19 protein-coding genes and 1 tRNA gene are annotated in these 25,920 nt (G+C 59.7%); 12 read left to right on the top strand and 8 right to left on the bottom strand.

The window, feature by feature from the left end; translation table 11 throughout:
* Window positions 1–129 precede the first annotated feature (129 nt).
* The 5 genes from rpoC to E4021_RS05305 all read left to right on the top strand — a co-directional run bounded on the left by rpoC (window position 130) and on the right by E4021_RS05305 (window position 8,597).
* The gene (gene rpoC / locus E4021_RS05325; protein WP_136457050.1) at window positions 130–4,485 is read left to right on the top strand and encodes a DNA-directed RNA polymerase subunit beta'; all 4,356 of its coding nucleotides are present in this window, start codon (window positions 130–132) and stop codon (window positions 4,483–4,485) included.
* Window positions 4,486–4,603: 118 nt separating this feature from the next.
* Window positions 4,604–5,539 (top strand): D-2-hydroxyacid dehydrogenase, encoded by a 936-nt coding sequence (locus E4021_RS05320; protein ID WP_168797472.1) that lies wholly within the window; start codon window positions 4,604–4,606, stop codon window positions 5,537–5,539.
* A gap of 68 nt (window positions 5,540–5,607) precedes the next feature.
* Window positions 5,608–6,384, top strand: a complete 777-nt coding sequence (locus E4021_RS05315; RefSeq protein WP_136457046.1) for an L-fucose dehydrogenase — start codon at window positions 5,608–5,610, stop codon at window positions 6,382–6,384.
* An 11-nt stretch (window positions 6,385–6,395) separates the two neighbouring features.
* Complete coding sequence (locus E4021_RS05310; protein ID WP_136457044.1) at window positions 6,396–6,743, top strand: L-rhamnose mutarotase; 348 nt, start codon at window positions 6,396–6,398, stop codon at window positions 6,741–6,743.
* A 207-nt stretch (window positions 6,744–6,950) separates the two neighbouring features.
* The gene (locus E4021_RS05305) at window positions 6,951–8,597 is read left to right on the top strand and encodes a hypothetical protein (protein ID WP_136457042.1); all 1,647 of its coding nucleotides are present in this window, start codon (window positions 6,951–6,953) and stop codon (window positions 8,595–8,597) included.
* A 41-nt stretch (window positions 8,598–8,638) separates the two neighbouring features.
* On the opposite strand, the gene E4021_RS05300 is transcribed toward E4021_RS05305, so the two are convergent.
* Both E4021_RS05300 and E4021_RS05295 read right to left on the bottom strand, forming a co-directional pair.
* Window positions 8,639–10,105 carry an alpha-L-fucosidase gene (locus E4021_RS05300; protein ID WP_136457041.1) on the bottom strand — a complete coding sequence of 489 codons (1,467 nt, stop codon included), beginning with the start codon at window positions 10,103–10,105 and terminating at the stop codon, window positions 8,639–8,641.
* Window positions 10,106–10,107: 2 nt separating this feature from the next.
* Entirely contained in the window at window positions 10,108–10,953 is an 846-nt protein-coding gene (locus E4021_RS05295) for an amidohydrolase family protein (protein ID WP_136457039.1), read from the bottom strand.
* A 136-nt stretch (window positions 10,954–11,089) separates the two neighbouring features.
* On the opposite strand from E4021_RS05295, the gene E4021_RS05290 reads away from it, so the two are divergent.
* Window positions 11,090–14,245, top strand: a complete 3,156-nt coding sequence (locus E4021_RS05290) for a VPS10 domain-containing protein (RefSeq protein WP_136457037.1) — start codon at window positions 11,090–11,092, stop codon at window positions 14,243–14,245.
* A 456-nt stretch (window positions 14,246–14,701) separates the two neighbouring features.
* Here the strand turns inward: E4021_RS05290 and ffh are convergent, their stop codons facing one another.
* The 5 genes from ffh to E4021_RS05270 all read right to left on the bottom strand — a co-directional run bounded on the left by ffh (window position 14,702) and on the right by E4021_RS05270 (window position 22,134).
* A complete protein-coding gene (gene ffh / locus E4021_RS05285) occupies window positions 14,702–16,036 on the bottom strand; it encodes a signal recognition particle protein (RefSeq protein ID WP_136457035.1) in 1,335 nt (444 codons plus the stop codon).
* A 49-nt stretch (window positions 16,037–16,085) separates the two neighbouring features.
* On the bottom strand, window positions 16,086–17,198 hold the full coding sequence (locus E4021_RS05280; RefSeq protein ID WP_136457033.1) for an MBL fold metallo-hydrolase: 1,113 nt from the start codon (window positions 17,196–17,198) through the stop codon (window positions 16,086–16,088).
* Between the two features lie 17 nt (window positions 17,199–17,215).
* The gene (locus tag E4021_RS05275; RefSeq protein ID WP_136457031.1) at window positions 17,216–18,946 is read right to left on the bottom strand and encodes a sodium:solute symporter; all 1,731 of its coding nucleotides are present in this window, start codon (window positions 18,944–18,946) and stop codon (window positions 17,216–17,218) included.
* A gap of 31 nt (window positions 18,947–18,977) precedes the next feature.
* Window positions 18,978–19,130 carry a hypothetical protein gene (locus tag E4021_RS18015; protein ID WP_168797471.1) on the bottom strand — a complete coding sequence of 51 codons (153 nt, stop codon included), beginning with the start codon at window positions 19,128–19,130 and terminating at the stop codon, window positions 18,978–18,980.
* 61 nt (window positions 19,131–19,191) lie between these two features.
* The gene (locus E4021_RS05270) at window positions 19,192–22,134 is read right to left on the bottom strand and encodes a DEAD/DEAH box helicase (RefSeq protein ID WP_136457029.1); all 2,943 of its coding nucleotides are present in this window, start codon (window positions 22,132–22,134) and stop codon (window positions 19,192–19,194) included.
* 37 nt (window positions 22,135–22,171) lie between these two features.
* Between E4021_RS05270 and E4021_RS05265 the strand changes: the two genes are divergently transcribed.
* The 6 genes from E4021_RS05265 (at window position 22,172) to prfB (ending at window position 24,995) form a co-directional block, all read left to right on the top strand.
* Entirely contained in the window at window positions 22,172–22,879 is a 708-nt protein-coding gene (locus E4021_RS05265; protein ID WP_136457027.1) for a CPBP family intramembrane glutamic endopeptidase, read from the top strand.
* Window positions 22,880–22,968: 89 nt separating this feature from the next.
* Window positions 22,969–23,045, top strand: a tRNA-Arg gene (locus E4021_RS05260).
* An 83-nt stretch (window positions 23,046–23,128) separates the two neighbouring features.
* A complete protein-coding gene (gene rpmB, locus E4021_RS05255; protein WP_099105017.1) occupies window positions 23,129–23,377 on the top strand; it encodes a 50S ribosomal protein L28 in 249 nt (82 codons plus the stop codon).
* A gap of 12 nt (window positions 23,378–23,389) precedes the next feature.
* On the top strand, window positions 23,390–23,578 hold the full coding sequence (gene rpmG / locus E4021_RS05250) for a 50S ribosomal protein L33 (protein ID WP_136457025.1): 189 nt from the start codon (window positions 23,390–23,392) through the stop codon (window positions 23,576–23,578).
* Between the two features lie 58 nt (window positions 23,579–23,636).
* Window positions 23,637–23,810, top strand: a complete 174-nt coding sequence (locus tag E4021_RS05245; protein ID WP_136457023.1) for a DUF4295 family protein — start codon at window positions 23,637–23,639, stop codon at window positions 23,808–23,810.
* A 96-nt stretch (window positions 23,811–23,906) separates the two neighbouring features.
* Window positions 23,907–24,995, top strand: coding sequence for a peptide chain release factor 2 (gene prfB / locus E4021_RS05240; RefSeq protein WP_136457021.1), 1,089 nt, complete (start codon window positions 23,907–23,909; stop codon window positions 24,993–24,995).
* A 280-nt stretch (window positions 24,996–25,275) separates the two neighbouring features.
* On the opposite strand, the gene E4021_RS05235 is transcribed toward prfB, so the two are convergent.
* Window positions 25,276–25,917, bottom strand: coding sequence for a cytochrome c oxidase subunit 3 (locus E4021_RS05235; RefSeq protein ID WP_136457019.1), 642 nt, complete (start codon window positions 25,915–25,917; stop codon window positions 25,276–25,278).
* Window positions 25,918–25,920 lie beyond the last annotated feature (3 nt).

Genomic DNA, 25,920 nt, shown 5'->3' with positions numbered 1-25,920 from the left:
GGTCCAGCCCCGCTCCGGGGTTACTGCTTTCGGTGCTGAGTACCGGGGGTGGTAACCACCAAAGCCCGGCCCAGTCCCGTGGCCCGGCACCCGCGCACCGCCGCCTGAAACTTCCCTATAAAATTAACTATGGCATTTAAGAAGAGTAACAACCTCCAGAAGCAGGACTTCGATGCGATCACCATTAGCCTGTCGAGCCCGGACGATATCCTGGAGCGCAGCTACGGTGAGGTATTGAAGCCCGAGACCATCAACTACCGCAGCTATAAGCCGGAACGAGATGGTCTGTTCTGTGAGCGGATCTTCGGCCCGGTGAAGGATTACGAGTGCTACTGCGGTAAGTACAAGCGAATCCGTTACAAGGGCATCGTATGTGACCGTTGTGGGGTCGAGGTGACCGAAAAGAAGGTGCGTCGCGAGCGCATGGGACACATCCGTCTGGTGGTACCCGTGGTGCACATCTGGTTCTTCAAGAGCCTCCCCAACAAGATCGCCTACCTCCTCGGCTTCAGCTCGAAGCACCTGGAGAGCATCATTTATTACGAGCGTTACGTGGTCATCAACCCCGGCATCCGGGAGAGTGAGGAGATCATGCACAAGACGCTGCTGACCGAGGAGCAGTACCTCGATATCCTCGAGACCCTGCCCGCCGAGAACCAGCAACTGGAAGACGGCCACCCCGACAAATTTGTCGCCAAGATGGGTGCCGAGGCCATCCGCGACCTGCTGGAAGGACTTAAGCTAGACGAGCTCAGCTTCCAACTGCGCCACCAGGCCAACACCGAAACCAGCCAGCAGCGGAAGAGCGAAGCGCTGAAGCGCCTGCGCGTGGTCGAGGCCTTCCGGGACGCCCAGTCTAACGTGACCAACAAGCCCGAATGGACCATCATCCAGTACCTGCCCGTAGTTCCACCGGAACTGCGTCCGCTGGTTCCCCTGGACGGTGGCCGCTTCGCTTCTTCCGACCTCAACGACCTTTACCGTCGCGTCATCATCCGGAACAACCGCCTCAAGCGCCTGCTCGAGATCAAGGCTCCCGAAGTGATCCTGCGCAACGAGAAGCGGATGCTGCAGGAGGCCGTCGACAGTCTGTTCGACAACAGCCGCAAATCCAACGCCGTAAAGGCCGAAGGTGGTCGCGCGCTGAAGTCGCTGTCCGATATCCTGAAAGGCAAGCAGGGCCGTTTCCGTCAGAACCTGCTCGGTAAGCGGGTAGACTACTCCGGTCGTTCGGTGATCGTGGTTGGTCCCACGCTGAAACTGCACGAATGCGGTTTGCCCAAGGGCATGGCCGCCGAGCTCTTCAAGCCGTTCATCATCCGCAAGCTCATCGAGCGCGGCATCGTTAAGACCGTAAAGTCGGCCAAGAAGCTCGTCGACCGCAAAGAGCCCGTTATCTGGGAGATCCTGGAGAACATCCTGCGCGGCCACCCCGTGCTGCTCAACCGGGCCCCTACCTTGCACCGTCTTTCGATCCAGGCCTTCCAACCCAAGCTGATTGAAGGCAAGGCGATCCAGCTGCACCCGCTCGTGTGTTCGGCTTTCAACGCCGACTTCGACGGTGACCAGATGGCCGTGCACGTGCCCCTGAGCCAGGCCGCTATCCTGGAAGCCCAGGTGCTGATGCTCTCGGCCCACAACATGCTGAACCCCCAGAACGGTACGCCGGTGACCCTGCCCAGCCAGGACATGGTACTCGGTCTGTACTACATCACCAAGCAGCGTCGCAGTGAAGGCGATATCAAGGTTAAGGGCGAGGGACGCAAGTTCTACAGTTCCGAGGAGGTCATGATTGCCTACAACGAGGGCAAACTCGAACTCCACGCCGTCATCCACTGCCGGGTACCGGTAGAGCAGGAAGACGGTTCGCTCAAGATGAAGCTCATCGAGACCACCACGGGTCGCGTAATGTTCAACTCCGCAGTTCCCGAGGGCATGCCCTTCCAGAACGTGCTGTTGACCAAGAAGAACCTGAAGCTCGTGATCGCCGATATCCTCGAGCGGTCCAACTTCGCCATCACCGCCACCTTCCTTGACAAGATCAAGGATATGGGCTTCACCTGGGCGTTCAAGGGCGGTCTGTCCTTCAACCTCGGTGACCTGATCTCCCCCTCCGTCAAGCAGGACGTACTGGCCCAGGCCCGTACGGAAGTGGACGAGGTGATGGACAACTTCAACATGGGTCTGATCACCAACAACGAGCGCTACAACCAGATCATCGACAAGTGGACGTACGCGGATAACCAGATTACCAACACCCTCATGCAGGAGTTGGCTACGCATAAGCAAGGCTTCAACTCCGTATACATGATGCTGGACAGCGGTGCCCGTGGTTCCACCCAGCAGATCAAGCAGCTCTGCGGACTGCGGGGTCTGATGGCCAAGCCGAAGAAATCGAACGACAGCGGCCCCGCCGTTATCGAGAACCCGATCCTTTCCAACTTCGTCGACGGACTCTCCGTACTCGAGTACTTCATCTCCACCCACGGTGCCCGTAAGGGTCTGGCGGATACGGCCCTCAAGACGGCCGACGCCGGCTACCTCACCCGTCGACTCGTCGACGTGGCCCAGGACGTAGTGGTTATGGAAAACGACTGTGAAACCCTCCGTGGCATCGACACCTCGGCCCTGAAGGAGAACGACAAAGTGGTGGAAAGCCTGTCCAGCCGTATCGCCGGACGCTTTGCCCTCCACGAAATCGTGCACCCCGTCACCGACGAGGTCATCGTCAAAGCCGACGAATACATCGACGACCGCACGGCCAAGTACATCGACGACGAAGGCATCGAGGAAGTAACCATCCGCTCGGTCCTCACCTGTGAGGTCAAGCGCGGTGTCTGCGCCAAGTGCTACGGCAAGAACCTGGCCACCGGCCGGCAAGCGGAAATCGGCGACGCCGTTGGTATCATCGCAGCCCAGTCGATCGGTGAACCCGGTACCCAGCTTACCCTGCGGACGTTCCACGTCGGTGGTATTGCTTCGGTGACCCGGCAGGAAAGCGAGCTGGTCTCGAAATTCAACGGCAAGCTCGTTTTCGACGGCGTACGCATCGTAACCGCTGAGAATGATATGGGTGACAAGCAGGATGTTGTTCTTTCCCGTTCGGGCGAGATCAAGATCGTGGATCCCGAAACCAGTAAGGTATTCGCTACCCATCACCTGCCCTACGGCGGTACCATCCATGTCAAGGACGGTCAGACCATCAAGAAAGGCGACGTGATCGTGGAGTGGGACCCCTACAACGCTGTGATCATCTCCGAATTCAAGGGTATTGCCCGCTTTACCGACATCGACGAGGGCGTGACCTTCCGCACCGAGCGTGACGACCAGACCGGCTTCGAAGAGAAGGTGGTCATCGAAACCCGCGACCGGAAGAAGATCCCGACCATCTCGATCCTCAGCAAGGACGGTGAAGAACTGCGCAGCTACAACCTGCCCGTCGGTGCCTACATCAGCATCGAAGACGGTGCCGAAGTGGTCGTGGGCGAGAAGATCGTCAAGATCCCCCGGAAGCTGGGTAAGATTGCGGATATCACCGGTGGTCTGCCCCGGGTAACGGAGCTTTTCGAGGCCCGTAATCCCAGCAACCCGGCCGTAGTCTCCGAGATCGACGGTGTAGTCACTTTCTCCAAGAAGATCAAGCGCGGTAACCGCGAGCTGATCGTCGAAGCGAAGGACGGACAGAAGCGCAAGTACCTGATTAACCTGAGCAAGCACATCCTGGTACAGGATCAGGATTTCGTGCGCGCTGGTATGCCCCTGTCCGACGGTGCTATCGCTCCCCGCGATATCCTCGACATCAAGGGCCCCTTTGCCGTACAGACCCACCTGGTCAACGGCGTGCAGGAAGTGTACCGTTCGCAGGGTATTACGATCAACAACAAGCACATTGAAGCCATCGTCCGCCAGATGATGCGCCGGGTGCAGATCGTGGACAGCGGCGATACCAGCTTCCTCGAAGGAGAAGCCGTCGAGCGCTACGAATTCTTCGAGCAGAACGACTGGATCTTCGACAAGAAGGTCATCACCGACGCCGGTGAAAGCGAGAAGCTCAAGGAAGGTCAGATCGTGACCATGCGTCAGGTCCGCGAGGAGAACAGCTACCTGAAGCGCAACGACCTGAAGAGTGTGGCCTACCGCGACGCCCAGGCCGCTACCAGCTTCCCGCTGCTGCAGGGCATCACCAAGTCGAGCCTCGGTACACCGAGCTGGATCAGTGCCGCCTCCTTCCAGGAGACGACCAAGGTGCTCTCTACGGCCGCCATCGCCGCCAAGCGCGATTACCTCGAAGGCCTGAAGGAGAACGTCATCGTCGGTAAGCGGATCCCCGCCGGTACCGGTATGCGTCGCTACGACCGCCTCTTCGTCACCACGAAGGAGCAGCAAGAGGCCTGGGAAGCCCGGCAAGCCGCCTTCGCCGAGGAGGAAGCCGCCGCCCGCGCCGCCGAGGAAGCCGAACTGGCCTCCGAGGAGCCGGCCGAATAAGCCGATTCCGTTGCATTGATATATTGAACGCCCCGTCGGACCTGTCCGGCGGGGCGTTCTTGCGTGCGGGAGAGAACGCTGGTCGGCGCCGATGCGTTATCCAGCTTCAACGCCACTCATGATCTACGTTCACCTGCCCCTCGAAAACGACGATGCCGATTACCTCCGTAAGCGCCTGGGCCCCGAGACCTTTAACCTTGGTGCGGAAAGTGCGTCTGAAGGTGAGCATCGGCTGGCCCTGCAAGCCGACATCATTCTGGGTAACCCGCCCGTGGAATGGCTGCGAGAGGCTACGCGGCTGCGGTGGCTGCAGCTGAAGTCGGCCGGGTTCAGCGAATACACCGAACTACAAGAAGCGGATCTGCCCTTTACAATCACCAATTGCACGGGCCTCTTCGGGGTGCCGGTCGCGGAAACGGCCCTGGCCGGCATCCTTTCCTTACTGCGGGAGATTCCCACCTTCGTCCAGGACAAGTATATGCAGCGGTGGCGGGGTGCCGATATTCGGCCGCAACTCGGGAAGCTTACCGGCAGCTGGGTGATCATTCTCGGATCGGGTTCCATCGGCGGCACGTTCCGGAAGTTACTCTCCGGTTTTGATTGCCGCATCGAAACCATGGGGCGCCGCGGGGATGCAGATTTCTATACCCGGGATGAACTGGACGCCCGTCTGCCAACCGCGGATATCGTGGTGGCGGCCCTGCCGGAAACCGAAGCAACCGTAGGGCTCTTCGATGCGCAACGCCTCGCGCTGCTTTCCCCTACCTGCATATTTGCGAACGTCGGACGGGGTAGCCTGGTCGATGAGACAGCGCTCTTGGCTCAACTGCAGGCCGGGCGGCTGGGTGGGGCCGTACTGGACGTCACGCGACAAGAACCCCTACCGGCCGACGATCCGCTGTGGCGGGCACCCCGCACGCTGCTCACCCAGCACAGTGCGGGAGGTGCCTGGGATGAAAACCGGCGCATCATAGATCGCTTCGTGGATAACCTGGTGCGGTACCGGTCCGGCCAACCCCTCAAGCACGTTATCGAACTAGAGCGCGGCTACTAACCAGCAGTGGATACGGTAGGCAGCAGCGAAATTGCTATACTTGGTGTCATGATCAACGCCCCCGGCCCGTGGACCTCGAACTGAAGGATAAGGTAATAGTCGTCACCGGCGGTGGCCGAGGGATCGGCGCGGCCATCGTACGCGTACTGGCCCGTGAGGGGGCAATAGCCGCGATCGTGGGCGATGCGGGGGAGGAAGCCCAGGCTCTGGTCCGGGAAATCAACGCCGCTGGGGGGCGCAGCTACTATATCAAACGCTACCTGGGTACCCCGGCCGACTGCGAGTTGGTCTTAGGGGAAGTGGACGACCGCTTCGGCCGCCTCGACGGGCTGGTCAACAACGCTGGAGTGAACGACGGGGCCGGTCTTGCCAACGGTCCCGAAGCCTTCCGCAGCTCCCTGCGCCGGAACCTGTTCCATTATTTCGATATGGCCCACTACGCCCTGCCGGCCCTGAAGGAAAGCCGGGGTGCCATCCTGAATATCGCTTCCAAAACGGCCCTTACCGGCCAGGGCGGTACCTCGGGTTACGCGGCCAGCAAGGGCGGGCAGCTGGCGCTCACGCGGGAATGGGCCGCGGAACTCGCTCCCTTTGGCATCCGCGTCAATGCCATCGTGCCGGCGGAAGTGAGGACGCCGCTGTACGAAAACTGGCTGGCGACCTTCGACGACCCCGAACGGAAGCGCGAGGAGATCGTCGGTCGTATCCCCCTGGGACAGCGTATGACCACCGCTGAAGAGATAGCGGACACCGCCGCTTTCCTGCTTTCCCCGCGGAGCAGTCATACCACCGGGCAGTGGATCTTCGTGGACGGTGGTTACGTTCACCTCGACCGCGCCCTGTAAACCAGAACAGCATGCCCCTACATTATTTTCTGTGCGACCTAAAGGATGATGCCGCGGCAATCGCTGCCTACGAAGCCCACCATGCTCCGGGAAACGTCTGGCCGGAGGTCGTCGAGAGTATCCGTAGCGCGGGGATTCGCGACATGCAGATTCTGCGGGCAGGCAACCGGCTGGTCATGGTTATGGAAACTGGCCCGGAATACGATGGGGAACAGAAGGCCACAGCCGACGCAGAGAACCCCGTCGTGCAGCAATGGGAGACGCTGATGGATACCTTCCAGCAACGGCTGCCCTTTGCCGAAGCCGGGCAAAAGTGGGTTCGCCTGCACCAGATATTCAGCCTGCGCGATCAGCCTTGAAGTCACCCCTTTTGGGGTCATATTTTTCTGAATTGGCGGAAGTAATGACGTGTGCACGAGGGTGGAGGACATAGCGATAAAAACAATGTTTGGGCGACCGTAACTCGAATGTCGGCAGGTAGATAAACCGGGAATACGCGGTACGTGGCCGGCCCTCTTGTGGGCCAGGCCAGACGACCGTGATCACTACCTAAAACACACCTTCCCATGCCTACCATCACCCCTTCCTACACCCCTCATGCCGCGCTCATCGAGCAGTTGGGATACCGCGACAAAATCTTTGCCGAAAACCCCCGACTGATCTATCCCTGGTGGCGGTTCCCCTGCCGCGTTCGGCTGTTGTTGGTTACCGATAGCTTCCTGGATTTTGGAACCGGAGACTTTGGCCTGTCGACCTTCGTTAATATGCTGGTGAATGACCAGCGGTACTACGTCCGCTTCGAGATTACGCTGGCCCACCGCAGCAGTTTTGTGGGAGACCCAGGCGTAGCTGTGGAGCGCAGCATCCCGGATTTCCGCTTTACCACTGCCGACCACTTTGCGGCCGACATGTACGACGAAGTGTGGCTGTTCGGGGCCGATTCCGGATCCAATCCGCTTGACGACAACGAACTGCTTGCCCTGGCCGCCTTCATGAACGGCGGTGGCGGCGTCTTTGCTACGGGGGACCACGGCAGCCTCGGCAAGGGCCTCTGCGGTAACGTCCTGCGGGTACGGGCCATGCGCCTGTGGGGCAACACAAGCGGAAAGGTAGGAATGACCGATCCCGAACGCAACGACACCAACCGCCTCGGCCACGATGTTGGTTCCCAGTTCGATGATCAGTCCGACGATATTCCGCAGACTATTGCACCTAAGCTGTACAGCAATCGGCTCAATTTCTTCTGGAAAGAAACCTATCCCCATCCCATTCTCTGCAGCCCCCTGGGCCGCATTACGGTACTGCCGGATCACCCGCACGAGGGGGAGTGTATTGCCCCGACTGATTTATCCACGACTTACATCGACGGGTCGGCCGAATTCCCCGGTGGCATAGCCCCCGAAGTTATTGCCCACTCCACCGTCCCCGCCGGTAATACCTCGGGTTCCAAGCAGGCTACCCAGCACCACAGTTTCGGTGCCATCAGCGCCTACGACGGATATCTGGCCGACGTAGGGCGGGTGGTTACTGATGCTACCTGGCATCACAACGTGAACGTTAACCTGATCGGAGAACAAGCCGACATCGAGGGCAACCGGGGCACCACCGAGCACCCCAGCAAGCTGACCGGCTTCCTGAGCACCGCCAGCGGCCAGCAACACCTTCAGCAGATCAAGCACTATTTCATCAATACCGCGGTCTGGCTGGCGCGCAAGGCCCAGCGGCGGTGCTTTAATTCTCACTATCTCTGGCACCTGACTTTCCACCACCGGGTCATTGAGGCCACAACCAACTATGCCGACCTTCCCTTCGACCGGTACAAACCCAGCCTGCTCTACGAGATCGGCACCCATGCCATCGACGTCCTTGGCCGGAGGGCCGGGCAGTGTCGACGCCTGGAACTGATCTTTGAAATCTTTTACGAATTCGATCCCCTGCGCGACCTCATTCCCTCTATCGATCCTTGGGTTTTCCGCCAGGACGAGGAAGAGGACCCGCTGCTGCCCTGGATCAACCTAGAACCGCTGTACGGGATCATCATAGGTGCGGGGCTGCTGGCTATCCGCGAGAAGTTCAACGACCGGGGTTTTGAGCCGGACCAAATCGAGGACGAAGAGATCCGCCGGGTGTTCCTTGAGGGTGCCCAACGTGGCATTGACCTGGGCAAGGATAGCTTTAAACGTCAGATGGGCACCGTAAGGTCCTTACTCTAATGCGCCGCACCGTTACCAGGAAGTCCCACCGCGCCCCCTACTTAATACAGACTTACCCTGGAAAGGGTAGGGGGCGCCAGGGCTTCCGTCACTTCGATCACCAGCTTGTCGGTCACCACCGGCTCTACAGGTAAAATCCGCTTGTAGCCCACGGTTTGTGCGCTGCCGATTTCCCTCAGACCACCGTCGGTTTTCGCGAGCACGCGGAAGCGGGCGATGCGTTGGCCGAGGCGGATATTTTCCTGCAGGAGCACGTAATTCACCTCCCTGGGCTCCGCTAGCGTCAGGGTCAGGGTGCCCGTTGTTTCGCCGTCGTCGGTGGCCCAGAAAGTGTCCGAATCATTGTCGAGGACGCGGCTGGGCGAGTAGTCGTCGTGTTGTCCGCGGTAAAGCTCACCACTGGCTGTGGCGCCGTCGGTCAGGTCGGTGGCGAAGGTGGAATCGATCCTGGCGCGCCAGTCGCGCAGGGCGGCAACGTCGGTCTCGTGGATGCGTCCCCGGCGGTCGGGCGGTACGTTGAGCAACAGCACCGATCCGCGGCCTACGGAGGTAAGGTAGATTTCGAACAGCTGATCGGGGGTTTTTACCAGGCTGTCTTCCTCGGCGTGGTAGAACCAGCCGGGCCGGATGGAAACGTCCACTTCCGCAGGCATCCAGGTGTCCGCGCCGGGGGTGCCGTGGTTCAGAAGTTCGGTGATCCCCGCCTTGCCGGCGTAGAGTGTATCGGGGTCGATGGTATTCCAGTTCGGTTCGCCGGCGTAGCCCCGCTCGTTGCCGACCCAGCGAATATCGGGCCCGGCGTCGCTGAAGATGATGGTTTTCGGATCCGGCTGCAGTTCGCGGACCATCTGGATGGTGGTTGGCCAGTCGTAGTAGTGCTGACCGTCGATGCTGCGCTTCTCGTCGGCCCCACCGTAGTGCCCGTCGCCACCGTTGGCCCCGTCGAACCACATTTCGAAGATCGGCCCGTAGCGCTCAAAGATTTCCGTAAGCTGATTGCGGTAATAGGTGATGTAGGTCGAATCCCCGTAATCCGCGCGGTTGCGGTCCCAGGGGGAGAGGTACACCCCGAATTTCAGTCCGTGACGCCGGCAGGCGTCTTCTACCAGGCCGACAATGTCGCCCTCACCGTTCTCCCAGGGGCTCTGCTCTACGGAGTGGTCGGTGTAGGCGCTGGGCCAGAGCGTAAAGCCGTCGTGGTGCTTACCCGTTAGGATAACTCCGCGGAACCCGGTCTCTTTCAGGGTGGTGATCCACTGATCCACGTCCAGGTCGGTGGGGTTGAAGATATCCGGGCTTTCGTCACCGTAGCCCCATTCCTTATTGGTGAAGGTATTGGTGGTGAAGTGGATAAAGGCGTTGATTTCCATCTCGTGCCACTCGAGCTGGGCTTCGGTGGGTACGGGACCAAAGGGGGCGGGCGGTTCCGGGGGCGGCGGCGCGCAGGTGCCCAGGCTGAGCAATAGTGCCAGGCAGGCGGGCGGTACGGGGGGGCGGAGCAGGGACATATTTATGCGTTGGGGGTCGAAAGTGGGAGGCGATAGATGTGGCGTGCGTTGGAACCGAAAAAATGGTCGATTTCCGAAGGCGGCCATCCGGAAAACAGCTGGCGGTATACTTCCAGCTGTGAGGCATAGTCCGCTGCCAGCAGACACACGGGCCAGTCCGAGCCGTAAAGCAGCCGGCGAGTACCGAAGGCCAGTACCGCTTCTTCCAGATAGGGTCGCATACCATCCACCGTCCAATGATAACCGGGGGCTTCTGTCACCAGACCAGACAGTTTGCAATGCACGTTCGGCAATTGGGCGAGCGCGCGCAGGTTGGCCACCCAATCCGGGTCGGGCACCCCCTGGATGACCGGCTTTCCCAGGTGGTCGAGAATAAAGGGCTGACCGGGAAAGGCCCGTACCAGCTCGAGGGCATCCGGCAGCTGGTGGTGATAGACGAGGAGATCGTAGGTCAGTCCGTACTGTAGCAGTCGCCCAATGCCCCGGCGGAAAGCCGGGCGGGCCAGGAATCCCGACGGTTCCGCCTGGACAATGTGTCTCACGCCCACGAACTTGGGGTGGGCGGCGTAGCGCTCCAACTGCTCCTCCACCTGCGGGTCGCACAGGTCAACCCAGCCTACGACGCCACGAATGAAGGAGTGACGGTTGGCCAGATCCAGCAGGAAGTCGTTTTCGGCCAGCGACTGGTCGGCTTGTACGGCGATGCAGCCGTCGATGCCGTTGGCGGCATATGCGGGGGCCAGATCATGCGGCAGAAAGTCGCGGCGCAGGGCCGTCATGGATTCATCGATCCAGGCGTCGCGCACGGGGTCAAATTTCCAGAAGTGCTGGTGGGCGTCGATGGTCATGCCCCCAAGGATACGCTTTTGGGCAGTAACCGGGAAGCACGGTGGCCTTGAAAAATATGGCACCCGCGCGCCGTCCGCAAATGGTACACGAATTACCGTGGTTAGGTTACCTTATCGGCCCAAACCATTGCCGCCCATGCGTTACCAGCTATTTCTCCTGTTTTTCGTTTTCTGCTCCTTTGCCGCTACGGCCCAGGCTCCGGTCGACACATCCGAGTTGACCCGATTTTTTTCCCCGCTGAAGTACCGCAACATCGGTCCGTTTAGGGGTGGGCGCTCGGTCACGGCCACCGGGGTGGTCAACGATCCGCTCACCTATTATATGGGTACCACGGGCGGCGGCATTTGGAAAACGACCGACGCGGGCCAGCGCTGGGAGAACGTCAGCGACGGATACGTGGGCACCGGATCGGTGGGGGCAGTGGCCGTCTCGCGCAGTAATCCGCAAGTGGTTTACGCGGGTATGGGAGAACACGCGCCGCGCGGTGTCATGACCTCCCACGGCGACGGCGTTTACCGCTCCAACGACGCCGGCAAAAGCTGGAAACACCTTGGGCTGAAGGAAACCCAGCACATTTCGCGCATCATTATTCATCCCACCAATCCCGACCTGGTATACGTGGCGGCGCAGGGACAACTCTTCGGGCCCAACGAGGAGCGGGGGGTCTACCGCACCACCGACGGCGGTGCCAGCTGGGAACGCGTACTGTACGTCAACGACCTCACCGGGGCTGCGGAACTGAGCATGGATCATTCCAACCCAGACGTACTGTACGCCGCCATGTGGGAGCACCAGCGCTTCCCCTGGCAGGTGATGAGCGGTGGCCCCGGCAGCGGACTCTATAAATCGACGGACGGCGGCGAAAACTGGGAGGAGATGACCGAGGGGCTGCCCGAGGAGAAGGGCAAGATGGCCATCGCCGTTGCCCAATCGAACCCCGACAAGGTGTACGCCCTCATCGAAAGCGACTCCAACGCTGAGAAGGGCGGACTCTTTGCATCTTCCGACGCGGGTGCCACCTGGTCGCGCGTGAGCAAGGACCACCGGCTCGTACAGCGCGCATGGTATTACCTGGAGGTATTCGTGGACCCCACGGACGACGACGTGGTGTATGTACTCAGCGCCTCTCCGCTGCGGAGCATCGACGGCGGAAAGAGCTGGGAAACCCTGGGGGGAACCCACGGCGATTACCACGATCTGTGGATCAATCCCGACAATCCCCGCAACCTTTGCATCGCCAACGACGGTGGGGCAGCGATTAGCTTCAACTACGGCCAGACCTGGTCCACCCAGGATAATATGCCCACGGGTCAGTTCTATCGCATCAACGTCGACAACGAATTCCCCTACAACATCTACGGTGGCCAGCAGGACAACACCTCCGTAAAGATCGCCAGCCGTAACCTGAACGGTTCCGGTATTTCCGCTTCCAACTGGGAAGCCTCCGCGGGCGGCGAAAGCGCCTTTCTCGCCTTCGATCCCGACGATCCCCGCTACGTGCTGGGGGGAAGCTACCTGGGGACGATCGAGGTGCTCGACAACCAGTCCGGAGCCAGCACCAACATCATGGCCGCCCCCATCCAGTACCTGGGCCGGGCAGCCCGCGACATGAAATACCGCTTCAACTGGAACGCGCCCATCATCTGGTCGCGCCACGAGCCGGATACCTACTACCACGCCGCCCAGCACCTGCTGCGCACCCGTGACCTGGGCAAGACCTGGGAGGAAGCCAGTCCGGACCTCACCCGCGACCAGGACGACAAGCAAGGCCTCGGGGGCGGTCCGTACACCAACGAAGCCGTGGGCGCAGAGAACTACGGTACCATCAGTTACGTCACCGACTCTCCCCACGCCGCCGGGGTGATCTGGGTGGGTACCGACGATGGACGCGTACAACTAACGCGCGACGGCGGCGAAACCTGGACCGACGTTACGCCGTCCGGGCAGGGGGAAACCCTGGTCAACGCCATTGATGTATCGCCCCACGCCGCCGGCACCGCCTACGTGGCCACGACCCGGTATAAATTTAACGACCACCGTCCGCGCCTGCTCAAAACAACGGACTATGGCACTACCTGGAAGGAGATCACCGGGAACCTGCCGATGGATTCCTACACCCGCGTAGTGCGCGAGGATACCGAGCGCAAGGGGCTGCTGTTCGCCGGGACGGAAACGGGCATCTTTATCTCCTTTGACGACGGCGCCAACTGGCAGCGCTTCAACCTGAACCTACCCATCACGCCCATTACCGATCTCATGGTGGCGCACGACGATCTCATCGTCGCTACCTCCGGCCGGGCCTTCTGGGTGCTGGACGATCTCGAACTGGTGCGGCAGTACCGTAAGCCGGCGGGGGAGGCGCGGTTCTTCGCTCCGGATGATGCAGTCATTGGGGGTGGGGGCAGCCCGCTCAATTCCAGCAATGCTGAGTTTGACGGTACCGAGACGCTGGAAGGAGTGAATCCCGCCAGTGGGGTGGTGCTGTACTACTACCTGCCTGAAGTCGGAGACTCCACCGAGGTCATCCTGACCATCACCGACGAAGCGGGCGAGGTAGTGCGTACGCTGAGCAATCAGAAGGACGAAGACCGGCATGATTATCCCGGTGGGCCCCCGGCCCAGACGGTGATTCCCGCCAAGCCTGGTCTGAACCGCTTCGTGTGGGATATGCGGCACGGTGATCTCACGGGGGTACCCTCAGTGTACATCGAGGCTAGTTTCCGCGGCCACCGGGTGGCACCGGGTAAATACCGCGCGACGCTCTCAGCCGGCGGGACAACGCTAACGGAATCCATGACCATCCTGCCCAACCCACTTTACGAACTCACGGACGCCGACTATGCCGATTATCACGCCTTCATGCGGAAGGGGGAAGCGTCGGTAGACGAAATGCATAAGCTGGTCAACGATTTGCTGGCGGTTCGGGAACAACTGGAGAAGCTGTCGGAACGCCTCGACGAGGAGGGGAACACTGAGGTGCAGGAGGCGACCCGTTCCCTATTGGAGGACCTGCGGAGCTGGGACGAGAAAATGGTGCAGCGCAAATCGCAGGCCTACGACGACGTCGAGAATTTCCCCAACAAGTTTACCGCCGATTACCTCTTCGTGCTGAACCACGCAGAAAGTGGGTTGCCCAGGGTGAATGAGCCGACACGGCAGGAGATGGAGGAGATGGAGGCCCGGTGGCAAACGCTGCGACAGCAGGGAATCACGCTGCGTGATGAGCGGGTGGCGGAACTGAACCGGAAATTGTGGGAGGCGGGCATCGGAGCCCTGTGGGTGTTGGAGTAGTAGTGGGGTCGATGCTCTGATCCAGGAAAACTAACGCTAATCTTAAGCTGGATAGAGCATCGACACTATAGAGAGACACTATGAACAAAACACGTGGTTACTGCAGCATTTGCTCAGTAACCGGATTCCACATTTGCAAAATCTGTACTTAGAACGGGCGCTTAGGGTCTTTATTTTGCAAAGGAGAAAGACTCTTAGTGTTAAAATGCCACGATGTTCCGCCAGCAATCAAAAATAGGGTGTAACTGACTGTTTAACAGTTGGTTAAGCAGGTTGTCAACTAGGCCTGTGTTTTTGACATTTATTCCCAAAGTGTCAAAAATTCGGGGGCCTTGGGATATCCTTACTCATTCCCGACCCTTACGATCAACGGACAAAGCGTGAGAAAGCATCCCACGCCGGTATACACCGGGTGGGGACATTTTTCAAAAAAATCTTGTGGTGCGGGTGAGGCAATTACCGCTTAGCGCGGAAATTGCCGGCCATCTGGGCCATCATCGGGTTATTCGACAGCTTATGCATCATCTTGCGCATCTGATCGAACTGCTTCACGAAGCGGTTGACGTCGTCCATCCCCTGTCCGCAGCCCCGCGCGATGCGCTTCTTGCGGCTCAGGTTCAGGAGTTCCGGGCTGGCGCGCTCCTCGGGGGTCATGCTGTAGATGATGGCCTCTACGCGGGAGAAGGCCGTATCGTCGATGTCGATGTTTTTCATCGCCTTCGACATACCGGGAATCATGTTGAGGAGGCTTTTCATATCGCCCATCCGCTTGAGCTGGGCCAGCTGGCTGAGGAAGTCGTTGAAGTCGAACTTGTTCTTCTTCATCTTCTTCTCGAGGCGCTTGGCCTCTTCCTCATCGAACTGGTCCTGAGCGCGCTCCACGAAGGAGATGATGTCGCCCATGCCCAGGATGCGCTGGGCCATTCGGTCGGGGTAGAAGACGTCCAGGGCGTCCATCTTTTCGCCGGTGCTGACGAATTTGATGGGTTTGCCCACCGTGTACTTCACTGACAAGGCCGCACCGCCGCGGGTATCGCCGTCGAGTTTGGTCAGGACCACCCCGTCGTAGTCGATGCGCTCGTTGAACACCTTGGCGGTATTGACCGCGTCCTGTCCCGTCATGGAGTCCACGACGAAGAGCGTCTCGTTGGGGTTAATGGCCTGACGCACGTCGCTGATCTCCTGCATCATCTTCTCGTCGACCGAAAGGCGGCCGGCGGTATCCACGATGACGACGTCGAACTTGTTCTTGCGGGCGTGGTCGATCGCCTTCAGGGCGATCTCTACCGGGTTCTTGTTGTCGGGTTCCTTGTAGATCTCGGCGCCGACCTGTCCGGCCAGTACCGTCAGCTGATCTATGGCCGCCGGGCGGTAAACGTCGCCGGCGGTGAGCAGTACCTTTAGTTTACGCTTCTCCTGCAGGAACTTGGCCAGTTTGCCGCTGAAGGTGGTCTTACCGGAACCCTGCAATCCCGCGATCAGGATCACGGCCGGATCTCCTTTGACATTGATGCCGACGGATTGTCCGCCCATCAGTTCGGTAAGTTCGTCCTGGACGATCTTCACCATCAGCTGACCGGGTTTAACAGCCTTTAGCACGTTCTCGGTGCCGAGAGCCTTTTCCTTAACCTTGTCGGTAAATTCTTTAGCGATCTTGTAGTTGACGTCGGCCGCTACCAGTGCCCGGCGAATTTCCTTCAGGCTGGTGGCTACGTTGATCTCGGTGATGCGGTTGTCACCGGTCAATGATTTAAAGGCTCCTTCGAGGCGGTCGCTAAGGTTATCGAACATGTCGGTAAATTTTACCCGCGAAGGTACAAAATACCGGTGGCCCGAGCCGTCAGGTGTTGCTTACTACCTCTTCCCAATCCCACCAGCGCTCCCGACACGGCGAAGGATCGCCGACGGCAAATCGTTGTCCGATCATCGGCGTCAGTACGCATTCCTGTCGGTCGGCGGCCAGCAGGCGTTCCACGGGTTCGGCCCAGGGGTGGTCCGACAGGCTGAAGCCGCCCCAGTGGATGGGCATCAGCCAACGTCCCTTTAGTTCCCGGTGCGCCACCAGCGCTTCTTCCGGCTGCATATGCACATTCTTCCAGCGGTCGTGGTACTGCCCGCAGTCGAGCATGGTCAACGCAAACGGCCCTAACCGTTCGCCGATCTGCGCAAAGTGCTGTCCGTATCCGCTGTCACCGCCGAAGAACAGACGGTGCATGGGGGTCTGGATCACGAAGGAGCACCAGAGCGTTTTGTTGCGGGTGGAGGGGCTGCGCCCGCTGAAGTGGCGGGCCGGCGCGGCGGTGATGCTCAGTCCGCCCACATGGGTGGTTTGCCACCAGTCGATCTCGGTTATCTGCTCCGGTGGAATGCCCCACTTGCGGAGGTGCGCGCCGATACCCAGGGGCACCACGAAGGCTTTCGTCCGGTCCTTCAGGGCCATCAGCGTATCGTAGTCGAGGTGATCGTAGTGGTCGTGCGAGTACAGGATACAGTCGATCTCGCCCAGGGCCTCCAGGGGGTGATAATCACGGTAAGGAAAGCGGTGCCCCAGAAAGGGAACCGGCGCCACCCATTCCCCCAGCATCGGGTCAATAAGGATGATCTGCCCCCCGGACTCCAGGCGGAGGGCCGAATGCCCGTACCACGTCAGGTAGTCGCCCTCTTTATCCGTCACGTCGAGGGTTTCCGCGACCGCCACGGGGAGCGGAGCGGTCGGTTGGGTGTTCTTGGCCTGCAGATACCCCAGAAGGTCGCCGAGCAAACTGCCCAGGTCTTCCTGCAGCCGCGTCTTGTCGAGGTTGCGGAAGCGCCCCATCTTCCACGCTACCGTACCCTGGTAGTCGTCCCGCAGCATATCCTCCAAGGTAGCCCCGAACTGTGGGTCGTTGCGGAGCTTTCGCGCAACGTAGCCGACGGGCAGCAGCGCCAGGCCAACGAGCCAGTGTGGTTTCATGGTTGGGAATCTCGGGGTCAGATCAAGTCGGTTTCCGATTCAGGTAAGGTAGGGGAGTCGTGCATATTTTCCAGCCAAATGGCGAAGGCTACGGTGAGCACGCAGCCGATGAGATTCAGCCATAGATAGGCCAGGTCGGTAAAGTTGAGCCAGGTGGCCGCAAAGGTCAAGGTCACGAAGGCCTGTCCGATCAAGGCCGCTTTAAAAACGGCTTTTCCGCCTACGTGCTTGAAAAAGAAGGCCACCACAAAAACACCCAGGATGACCCCGTAGAAGAGCGAGCCGATGATGTTTACCGCCTGGATAAGGTTGTCAAACAGGTTGGCCACCGCCGCGAACGACAGGGCTACGCCCCCCCAGATGACGGTAAACCATTTGCTGGCCTTCAGGTAATGATCGTCGTCGCGGTCGGTGACGATCGACCGGCGGTAAATATCCACGACGCTGGTGGTGGCCAGGGCGTTTAGTTCGGAGCTGGTACTCGACATCGCCGCCGAGAAGATGACCGCCAACAGGAGGCCCACCAACCCCACGGGCAGGTATTCCGTGATGAAGGTGATGAAGACGTAGTCGCGGTCCTCGGTGATGAGCTCCACGTCCAGCTGTCCAATCAGATCATCGACCGAAGCGGCAATCTCGGCGCGCTCCTCAAGGGTAGCCTCCACCTGCTGGCGGGCCGTTTCGATACGGGCTTCGTCGTCCAGGCGCAGGGCCTCTACCATGGTCAGGGTAGCCGCCTCATTGCGCTGCTGTACTTCCTGATTCCGCGCTTCCAGGTCTACCAGTTGGCCCGCGTAGGGGGAAGCGCGCAACTTGACCAGGTTGGCGGTATTGAAGTGCACCGGCGGGGCCTGAAAAAGGAAGAAAATGAAAACGAGAACGCCGACGAGCAACACAAGGAACTGCATCGGTACCTTGAAAATGCCGTTGAAGAGAAGACCGAGCCGACTCTCGGTGAGGCTCTTACCGGAGAGATAACGCTGTACCTGCGACTGGTCCGTACCGAAATAGGACAGGAACAGGAAGGTGCCGCCCAGGAGGGCCGACCATATATTATAGCGGTCGTTCAGGTCGAACTCAAGGTCCACCACCTGAAGTTTTCCCAAGTGGCCCGCCACGCCGATGGCGTCACCGAAACTCAGACCCTGCGGTAGTTTCATCACCACCACCGCCCCGGCGATGAACATGCCCAGCAGGATAACGATCATCTGCTGTTTCTGGGTGACCGACACGGCCTTGGTGCCGCCGATAACCGTATAGAAGATTACCACCACGCCGATGACGGAGATGGTCACGCTGAGCGACCAGCCCAGGATAGCCGACAGTACGATGGCGGGCGCGTAAATCGTGATTCCTGCTGCCAATCCCCGTTGGATCAGAAAGAGAATGGCCGTCAGCGTCCTCACCCGCAGGTCGAATCGCCCCTCGAGGTACTCATAGGCGGTGTAGACCTTAAGCCGGTAGTAGATGGGCAGGACGAAGATGCACAGCACCACCATCGCGATGGGCAGTCCGAAGTAGAACTGCGCAAACCCCAGTCCGTCGTTGTACGCCTGTCCGGGGGTACTCAGAAAAGTAACCGCGCTGGCTTGCGTGGCCATCACCGACAGCCCGATAGTCCACCACTTCAGATCGCGGTCGCCGAGCAGGTAGCTCTGCACGTTGTCCACCTGTCGGGTTTTGTAGACGCCGTACAATACAATACCGGCCAGGGTGCCGATCATCACGAGCCAGTCGAGGGTACTCATAAGTGAAGTTTAAACATCGAATCGCGCGGACCTAGTACGTGTAGGTACGTGAGATGAGGTAGAAGGCAATTATGAGTAGCACGTGAAGGATCAGGACCACCAGGTACATATTCCTCCAGTTTCCCAGGATCGGCGGATCGTCGATCTCCAGTTCTTCGTCCACGGGCGCACGGTTGGGGTTCATCCCCACAAGGTAGGAATTACCGGCAATGGGTCAAGGGAAGCCCGTGCGCGGTGCCCGATCGTCACCCCAGCAGGTAGTCGATCTCGCCGGGGTCGAGCTGCAGCCCCTCGCTCCCGCCGATGATCTCCGTAGCCAGTCGCTTCTTGCGCTGCTGAAGGCGGAATATCTTCTCCTCCAGGGTACCTTGCGTGAGGAATTTGCGGGCAAACACATTGCCCTGCCGCCCAATCCGGTGGGCCCGGGCGATGGCCTGGTCCTCAACTGTGGGGTTCCACCAGGGGTCGAGCAGGAACACGTAGTCCGCCGCCGTCAGGTTCAGTCCCGTACCGCCGGCGCGCAGACTGATGAAGAAGGTCCGGACGGCGGGGTCCTCCTGGAACCGCTGTACCTCCCGGGCCCGCTTATCGGTGGGTACGTCTCCCGTAATCCACGCGTAGGGCTGTCCGTCCGCTTCCAGTTGCGCGCGGTAGAGGTGCAGGTGGCGGACCATACTGCTGAAGACGAGCACCTTGTGGCCCGCCCGTCGGATGGTGTCCATCTGCCCGGCCACCTCGGTAAATTTTCCGCTGCCCTTTCCGTAATCCGCATCGGCGATGCGGGGGTGGTTGGCGATCTGTCGCAGACGGGTGAGGGCCTGGATCACCCGTAACTTGTAGTCCCCGCCGCCGGTGTCCGTGGGCAGGCCCAGCAGAGCGTTGCGGGCGGCCGAACGTTCGCGTTCGTAGGCCGCGGCCTGGGCCGGCGTCATCTCGCAGTAGAACACCTGGGTTTCCAGCTCCGGAAGCTCGGGGGCAACTTCGTCCTTGGTGCGCCGGAGGAGATACGGTGCCACCAGTTCCCGCAGTTGCTCCTTCTTGGCCTCGTCGTCGTGCTGCTCAATGGGCTGAATGAATGACCGCCGGAAAAAGGCGAAACTCCGCAAGAGGCCGGGATTTATAAACTGCATCTGTGACCACAGGTCCGAAAGCGAATTCTCGATCGGTGTTCCCGACAGACTGATCCGGTGACGGGCCGGCAGCCCATTCAGGGCCCGGAATACTTTGCTCTTGCGGTTTTTGATCTGCTGGCTTTCGTCAAGGATGATGTACTCCAGATCAAGCTCCCCCAGCAGGGAGGCGTCGCGCTGGGCCGTCTGGTAGGTGGTCAGCAGCACGTCGTACCGCCGCAGTATCCGCGGGTCACGACTCCGTTTCGTGCCTACGTGGGCCAGGACGGTCAGACTCGGCGCAAATTTTTCCAGTTCGTTGCTCCAGTTGTACACCAGCGAGGCCGGTAGTACGACGAGGGCGCGCAGGGGGCGCAGGAATTCCTCGTCATCCGCCGGTCCGCTGAAGAGGTCCGGTGCCGGGGCGGGTGCTGAATCTACCGCTTCCACCCGTTCCTTGGCGTACAGCAGGGTGGCGATGGTCTGCAGGGTCTTCCCCAGCCCCATATCGTCGGCCAGGCAGGCACCCAGCCGCTGGTGGTAGTGCCGCACCAGCCACCGGACACCCTCCAGTTGGTACGGGCGCAAGACTGCCCGGAGGCCCGTCGGCAGCACGAAATCGTCGGGTGTTTCCCCTGCGGCTGGCAGCGCGTCCGGCTCCAGTCCCATAGCCGAGAGCAAAGGCGCATGGCTGCGTTTAAGCTTTACCGATCCGCTTTCCAGGCGTGCAAAAGACAAGCCCGGACCGTAGCGGGCGAACCAGTCTTCCGGGATCAGGAACCAGGTGCCGTCGGGCAGCGGGTATTTGCGTTCCCCCCGCTGCAGGTTTTTCACGAGTTTGACGAACGGGATGGCGTGACCGTCGGCCATCACTTCGCCGCGCACGTCCAGCCAATCACCACCGGCCGTAGCGCTGATTTCCAGCTGCCCCCGGCCCGGAGAAAAGGTTCGGCCCTCCACTTCGGGCAGCGTGACCTCTACCCCGCGTTCCAGCAGACTTTTCCGGTGCTGCAGCAGCCAGTCGACGTTCTCATACTCTCCCGGTTCCGGACGGCAACTCAGTGCCCGGCCTTCCCCAACCTCTTCGAGGCCCAGTTCGTACAGAGGACGCAGAAGTTCCGCCTCCGCACACGGGTCCCGGAGAATCCGCCGCAAGCGGAAAGGGGGTCGGTCACGAAAGTCTACGGCCAGCGACTCCGGATCCCCCAGCGGGAAGCAATAATCGGAGTAGTATATACCGACGTGCAGCAGGTAGTACCCGTCAAATGGGTGGGGCACCGCCGTCATGTGCAGGCCCCTCGGCCGGTCGAGTTCTTCGTACGCCATTCCCTCCACCTCCAGGGAGTGACGGCGGGCGGCGCGGGTCATGAATTCACGGATATACTTCCCAACCTCCTTGGAGGGAATATGGACCGCATCGCGGGTCAGGAAGGGGCGCAGTCCGTTGCCGTGCATGCCGGCGATCCGCAACAGCCGCCGGCCAGACAGTACCCAGCCCGGGGCGGGGCGGTTGGTAATAATGCGGGGATCCAGGTGCCGGACCAGGTGGACGGTCCCATTGGGTGCCAGCAGCCGCAGCCGGTATTCCAGGCCATCGTCCGTCAGCCGGAAGGACAGTCGGGGCATCCAGAGGGTATCATCAGGGTGTACCATGTAGGCGGGCGGCGCGGCGCGGGTATCCAGGTTTACCGTAATGCCGTATCCGTGGCACCGGCAGATCTCGAGCAGTTCCGCGGTGCGGGCGTGGATGTAGCGCAGCACGTCGGGTCTTTCCCTGGCTTGCGGGGCCACCAGGCCGGCGAGGGTGGGGCGCGACTTGCTGCCCCTGCGGTGGTGTTCGGCGATGGCCCTTTCGCGGAGTTCGGCCGTCAGGTGCAGTGCGCGCAGGAGTGGCGGGTCCGGAGCAACGCTATAGGTGGCGAGCAGTTCCGGTGTGGCGGTCTGGTGCACTACCCGGGGCCGGCCGTTGGCGTCCAGGCCCACGAAGTAGGCTTTCGGGAGCCATACCCCGGTGCGAAAGGCAAAGAAATTGAACAAGACGGCGGACTGCAAGGCGGGATACGCTTTAGGGGGGCGCAAAAGGCAGTAAAGGTAGGCCGGGTACGTATTTTGCGCCGTGTCTTTCGCCCTCGACCTACTCTTCCTGCTGCTCGGCGTGCTCCTGCCCGGCGTACTGTTCTTCACCGCGCGCCGGCGGTCGGATGGGCAGGCCCGCTCCTGGCCGGCCGACCTCAAGGTGCGGATGTATTACGCCAACGGTATGTTGTTGTTGAGCCTGGCGGTAGCGGTACTGGTAGTGTGGCACTTTGCCGGCCGGCCCTTAACGGAGCTGGGGCTGGGGTGGGGTGCCCATCCTTACGACCCGGTGGCCGTCGGTATTCTGCTGGCATTCCTTTTGCTGTACGGCCTGGATCTCTATGCGGAGGCTGGCAGTGCGGAGCGGCAGCGGGAAACCCACCTCCGGTTCCGGGAACTGGGGTTTTTGCCCGCCAACGGATCGCAATACCTGAATTTCCTTTTCCTGTGCCTGTGTGCCGGGGTGGGGGAGGAGATCGTCTACCGCGGCTTCATGATCACCTACCTGCAGGAGGTACTCGGAACCGATCCCTGGGCCGTGGCCGTTACTCTCCTCTTTCCGGCCTTTTCCTTCGGGGTAGCTCACTTTTACCAGGGCACCCAGGCGGTGGTGAAGATCGTGGCCATGGCCCTGCTCTTCGGCTTCTTCTTTTACCGCACTGGAAGCCTTTGGCCGCTGATCCTGCTGCACACGGGCATCGATGCGGTGGGCGGACTATTGGCGTGGTACCTTGAGGAACGAAAATAGCCAACGTGATCGGACAAAATTATTTGACCTACACTTGCCACAATTAAAAAGTGTTCTTACCTTTGCGACCGCTTCGAAAAGGGGCAGCTGGCTGCGTAGCTCAACTGGATAGAGCACTTGACTACGAATCAAGAGGTTTCAGGTTCGAATCCTGACGCGGTCACCATCACATTTTGAGCAGGCTGCGGTCTGCTTTTTTTTTCCCCACCCCACAGGTGCGGGTTTTTCTGACAGCAACGCCATACCGCAATGTCTAAAGTTTGCAAACTCACGGGAAAGAAGCCGATCAGCGGCAACAACGTCTCCCACTCTAACCGGAAGACCAAGCGTCGTTTCGTGCCCAATATCCAGAAGAAACGCTTCTTCGTTCCCGAGCTCGACAAGTTCGTGACCCTGCGGGTTTCCACCAGCGCTATGCGTACCATCAATAAACTCGGTGTCTACGCTTACGTTAAGAAGTTGGAAAACAAGGGAATAGAAACCGGCGTAAAGCTCTAATCCACATCCACCATGGCTAAGAAAAGTAAAGGCAACCGCAACCAGATCATTCTGGAGTGCACCGAGCAGAAGGAGACCAGCGTACCCGGCACCAGCCGCTACGTTACCCAAAAGAACCGGAAGAACTCTCCGGGCCGCCTCGAGCTCAAAAAGTACAATCCCAACCTGCGCCGCATGACGGTGCACCGGGAAATCAAGTAATAATCCGTTCAACCAGCCGCCCTGCGGGGTCGTTTGTTGATTAAAATAAACACCAACTATGGCTAAGGTATCAAAGAACTCCCGCGTAGGTAAGCGCGCTGCCAACGCCGGCAGCGGCCGCGACTTCGTCAAGGTAGTCCAGTCCATCAAGAATCCCGAAACCGGCAGCTACTCCTACAAGGAGGTGATGATCCACAAGGACAAGCTGGACGATTACATGAAGGACAAGTAAGTCCCTTTCTTCGGAAACCGGAAGCCCGGTCTGCCTAGCGCGGGCCGGGCTTCCTTGCGCCCGCCACCTACCCTCCCTTAGACGTCCGCCACCGCCATGACCAACGATCAACTCAAAGAGCTGCAGTCTCGCCTTGCCCTCCTGCGGGGTTACCTCGATGTGGAAACGCGGAACTTCAAGATCGAAGACCTCACCCAGCGCAGCCTGGACCCCAGCTTCTGGAACGACTCCAAGCAGGCCGAAGCGGTGATGAAGGAGCTGCAAAGCCACAAAAACTGGGTAGCCCAGTACCGGAAGGTGGCCGACCGGGTAGATGAGTTGGAAATCCTGCAGGAGTTTCTGCGCGAAGGAGAGGGCACCGAAGAAGAGGTAGATCACAAGTACGCGGAAACCGTGGCCGTCCTCGACGACGCCGAATTCCGCGCTACCCTCAACCGGCCGGAAGACGAACTGGGCTGCATCCTGGAGATCAACGCCGGCGCCGGCGGCACCGAAAGCAACGACTGGGCCGAGATGCTGATGCGGATGTACACCATGTACGCCGAGAAATACGCCAATTACAAGGTCAGTCTGGCCAGCGAGACACCGGGCGACGTGGCGGGCATCAAATCCGCCACCCTGGAGATTATCGGCGAGTTTGCCTATGGCATGATGAAGGGCGAAAATGGCGTTCACCGCTTGGTTCGCATCTCCCCCTTCAACGCCCAGGGCAAACGGCAGACCAGTTTCGCCTCCGTGTTCGTCCACCCCCGGGTCGACGACAGCATCGAAGTGGAGATCAATCCGGCTGACATTCGGTGGGACACCTTCCGGGCTTCCGGCGCTGGCGGGCAGCACGTCAACAAAACGGAATCCGCCGTACGGGTCACCCACGAACCCACCGGCATCGTGGTGGAGTGCCAGGAGGAGCGGAGCCAGCACCAAAACCGGGAACGCGCACTAAATATGCTCCGCAGCCGACTGTACGAGCGGGAATTGGAAGCGCAGCGTGTTGCCAAAGACGAGATCGAAGCCGGTAAGACCTCTAACGAATGGGGCAGCCAGATCCGGAGTTATGTCCTCGACGACCGCAGGGTGAAGGACCACCGCACGAACTGGCAAACCAGCCAGACCGATGCCGTACTCAACGGTGATATCGAGGATTTTCTGAAAGCCTACCTGCGGTGGAGCGGCGAAGCCAAATAAAAAAAAGCATCCAACGAGGTGTCGTTGGATGCTTCAAAAGGGTTCAAGGGCTTGCAAATGTTGTGTCGTTCAATGTGTCATAATGTAGCCATCAAAGAAAGTGAAGGTGTATCTTACACGTCGGTAGTTTCCGACAACTTATCGCACTGGTAGTTATCAACAACCGTGCCAAAAATACAATCTACTGATAATCAGGTCATTGCATTTTTGCCCAAATCGGGGATATTATATGCGGTAACACTTTTTATTTTATGTAATAAAAGTGTTCTATTACATAAGTCTACAGCATCTCCCAGAGTAACTGGTTGATCAAAAAGAAGACCACGAGGTAAATCCACAGCGCATCGAGAAAGTGCCAGTAGATCGTTAACAAGCGGAGATTCAACCGCTTATCCGGATCGCTGAAGTATACCAGCACGCTGACTGGTTCGCGCATATACTTTCGGGCCCGGTAGAGAAAAATGCCCAGGAAGGGAAGTCCACCAATAACGTGCGCGAAGTGAAGGGCGGAAATGACGTACAGGTAGCCGGCCGAGTTATCACTGTTGACGTAAATCTGCTGACTAAAGAGCTGGTACCAGGCCAGGGCCTGCATGACCATGAAGAAGAGCGACAGGTAGAGGGTGTACCACAGCATCCGCTGGTAGCGCTCGGTGTCGTCGGCGAGATAGGCACGCTTGGCGCTCACCATGGTATAGCTGCTCCCCAACAGGATCAGGGTATTGGCGAGAAACAGCAAGGGAAGGCGGATGGGCGGGAGGTCGCTCTGGACGCGCGTATAAACGAAGGCGGCCGTCAGCGCCAGAAAGAGCATAATGAGGCTGAAGAGCAGCAGCGACAGGTAGATGTTCTTGGGGTGAAACGCAAAGTTGTCCTGGCTGTCGTCGATGGGACGCTCGATTTCGTGTGGGCGCTCGTACATAGT

It is taken from the genome of Neolewinella litorea (assembly GCF_004803465.1).
GTDB lineage: Bacteria > Bacteroidota > Bacteroidia > Chitinophagales > Saprospiraceae > Neolewinella > Neolewinella litorea.
Note: the sequence above shows the minus strand (reverse complement) of the source record. Positions and strands in the feature narration are given on the sequence as shown.

What these genes read in the sequence shown, in the direction of transcription:
- E4021_RS05290 (WP_136457037.1), top strand. Translation starts at nt 11,090, where the DNA reads ATGCGTTACCAGCTATTTCTCCTGTTTTTCGTTTTCTGCTCCTTTGCC.
- E4021_RS05320 (WP_168797472.1), top strand. Translation starts at nt 4,604, where the DNA reads ATGATCTACGTTCACCTGCCCCTCGAAAACGACGATGCCGATTACCTC.
- E4021_RS05310 (WP_136457044.1), top strand. Translation starts at nt 6,396, where the DNA reads ATGCCCCTACATTATTTTCTGTGCGACCTAAAGGATGATGCCGCGGCA.
- rpmG (WP_136457025.1), top strand. Translation starts at nt 23,390, where the DNA reads ATGGCTAAGAAAAGTAAAGGCAACCGCAACCAGATCATTCTGGAGTGC.
- prfB (WP_136457021.1), top strand. Translation starts at nt 23,907, where the DNA reads ATGACCAACGATCAACTCAAAGAGCTGCAGTCTCGCCTTGCCCTCCTG.
- E4021_RS05305 (WP_136457042.1), top strand. Translation starts at nt 6,951, where the DNA reads ATGCCTACCATCACCCCTTCCTACACCCCTCATGCCGCGCTCATCGAG.
- E4021_RS05300 (WP_136457041.1), bottom strand. Translation starts at nt 10,105, where the DNA reads ATGTCCCTGCTCCGCCCCCCCGTACCGCCCGCCTGCCTGGCACTATTG.
- E4021_RS18015 (WP_168797471.1), bottom strand. Translation starts at nt 19,130, where the DNA reads ATGAACCCCAACCGTGCGCCCGTGGACGAAGAACTGGAGATCGACGAT.
- rpoC (WP_136457050.1), top strand. Translation starts at nt 130, where the DNA reads ATGGCATTTAAGAAGAGTAACAACCTCCAGAAGCAGGACTTCGATGCG.
- ffh (WP_136457035.1), bottom strand. Translation starts at nt 16,036, where the DNA reads ATGTTCGATAACCTTAGCGACCGCCTCGAAGGAGCCTTTAAATCATTG.
- rpmB (WP_099105017.1), top strand. Translation starts at nt 23,129, where the DNA reads ATGTCTAAAGTTTGCAAACTCACGGGAAAGAAGCCGATCAGCGGCAAC.
- E4021_RS05235 (WP_136457019.1), bottom strand. Translation starts at nt 25,917, where the DNA reads ATGTACGAGCGCCCACACGAAATCGAGCGTCCCATCGACGACAGCCAG.
- E4021_RS05295 (WP_136457039.1), bottom strand. Translation starts at nt 10,953, where the DNA reads ATGACCATCGACGCCCACCAGCACTTCTGGAAATTTGACCCCGTGCGC.
- E4021_RS05280 (WP_136457033.1), bottom strand. Translation starts at nt 17,198, where the DNA reads ATGAAACCACACTGGCTCGTTGGCCTGGCGCTGCTGCCCGTCGGCTAC.
- E4021_RS05275 (WP_136457031.1), bottom strand. Translation starts at nt 18,946, where the DNA reads ATGAGTACCCTCGACTGGCTCGTGATGATCGGCACCCTGGCCGGTATT.
- E4021_RS05245 (WP_136457023.1), top strand. Translation starts at nt 23,637, where the DNA reads ATGGCTAAGGTATCAAAGAACTCCCGCGTAGGTAAGCGCGCTGCCAAC.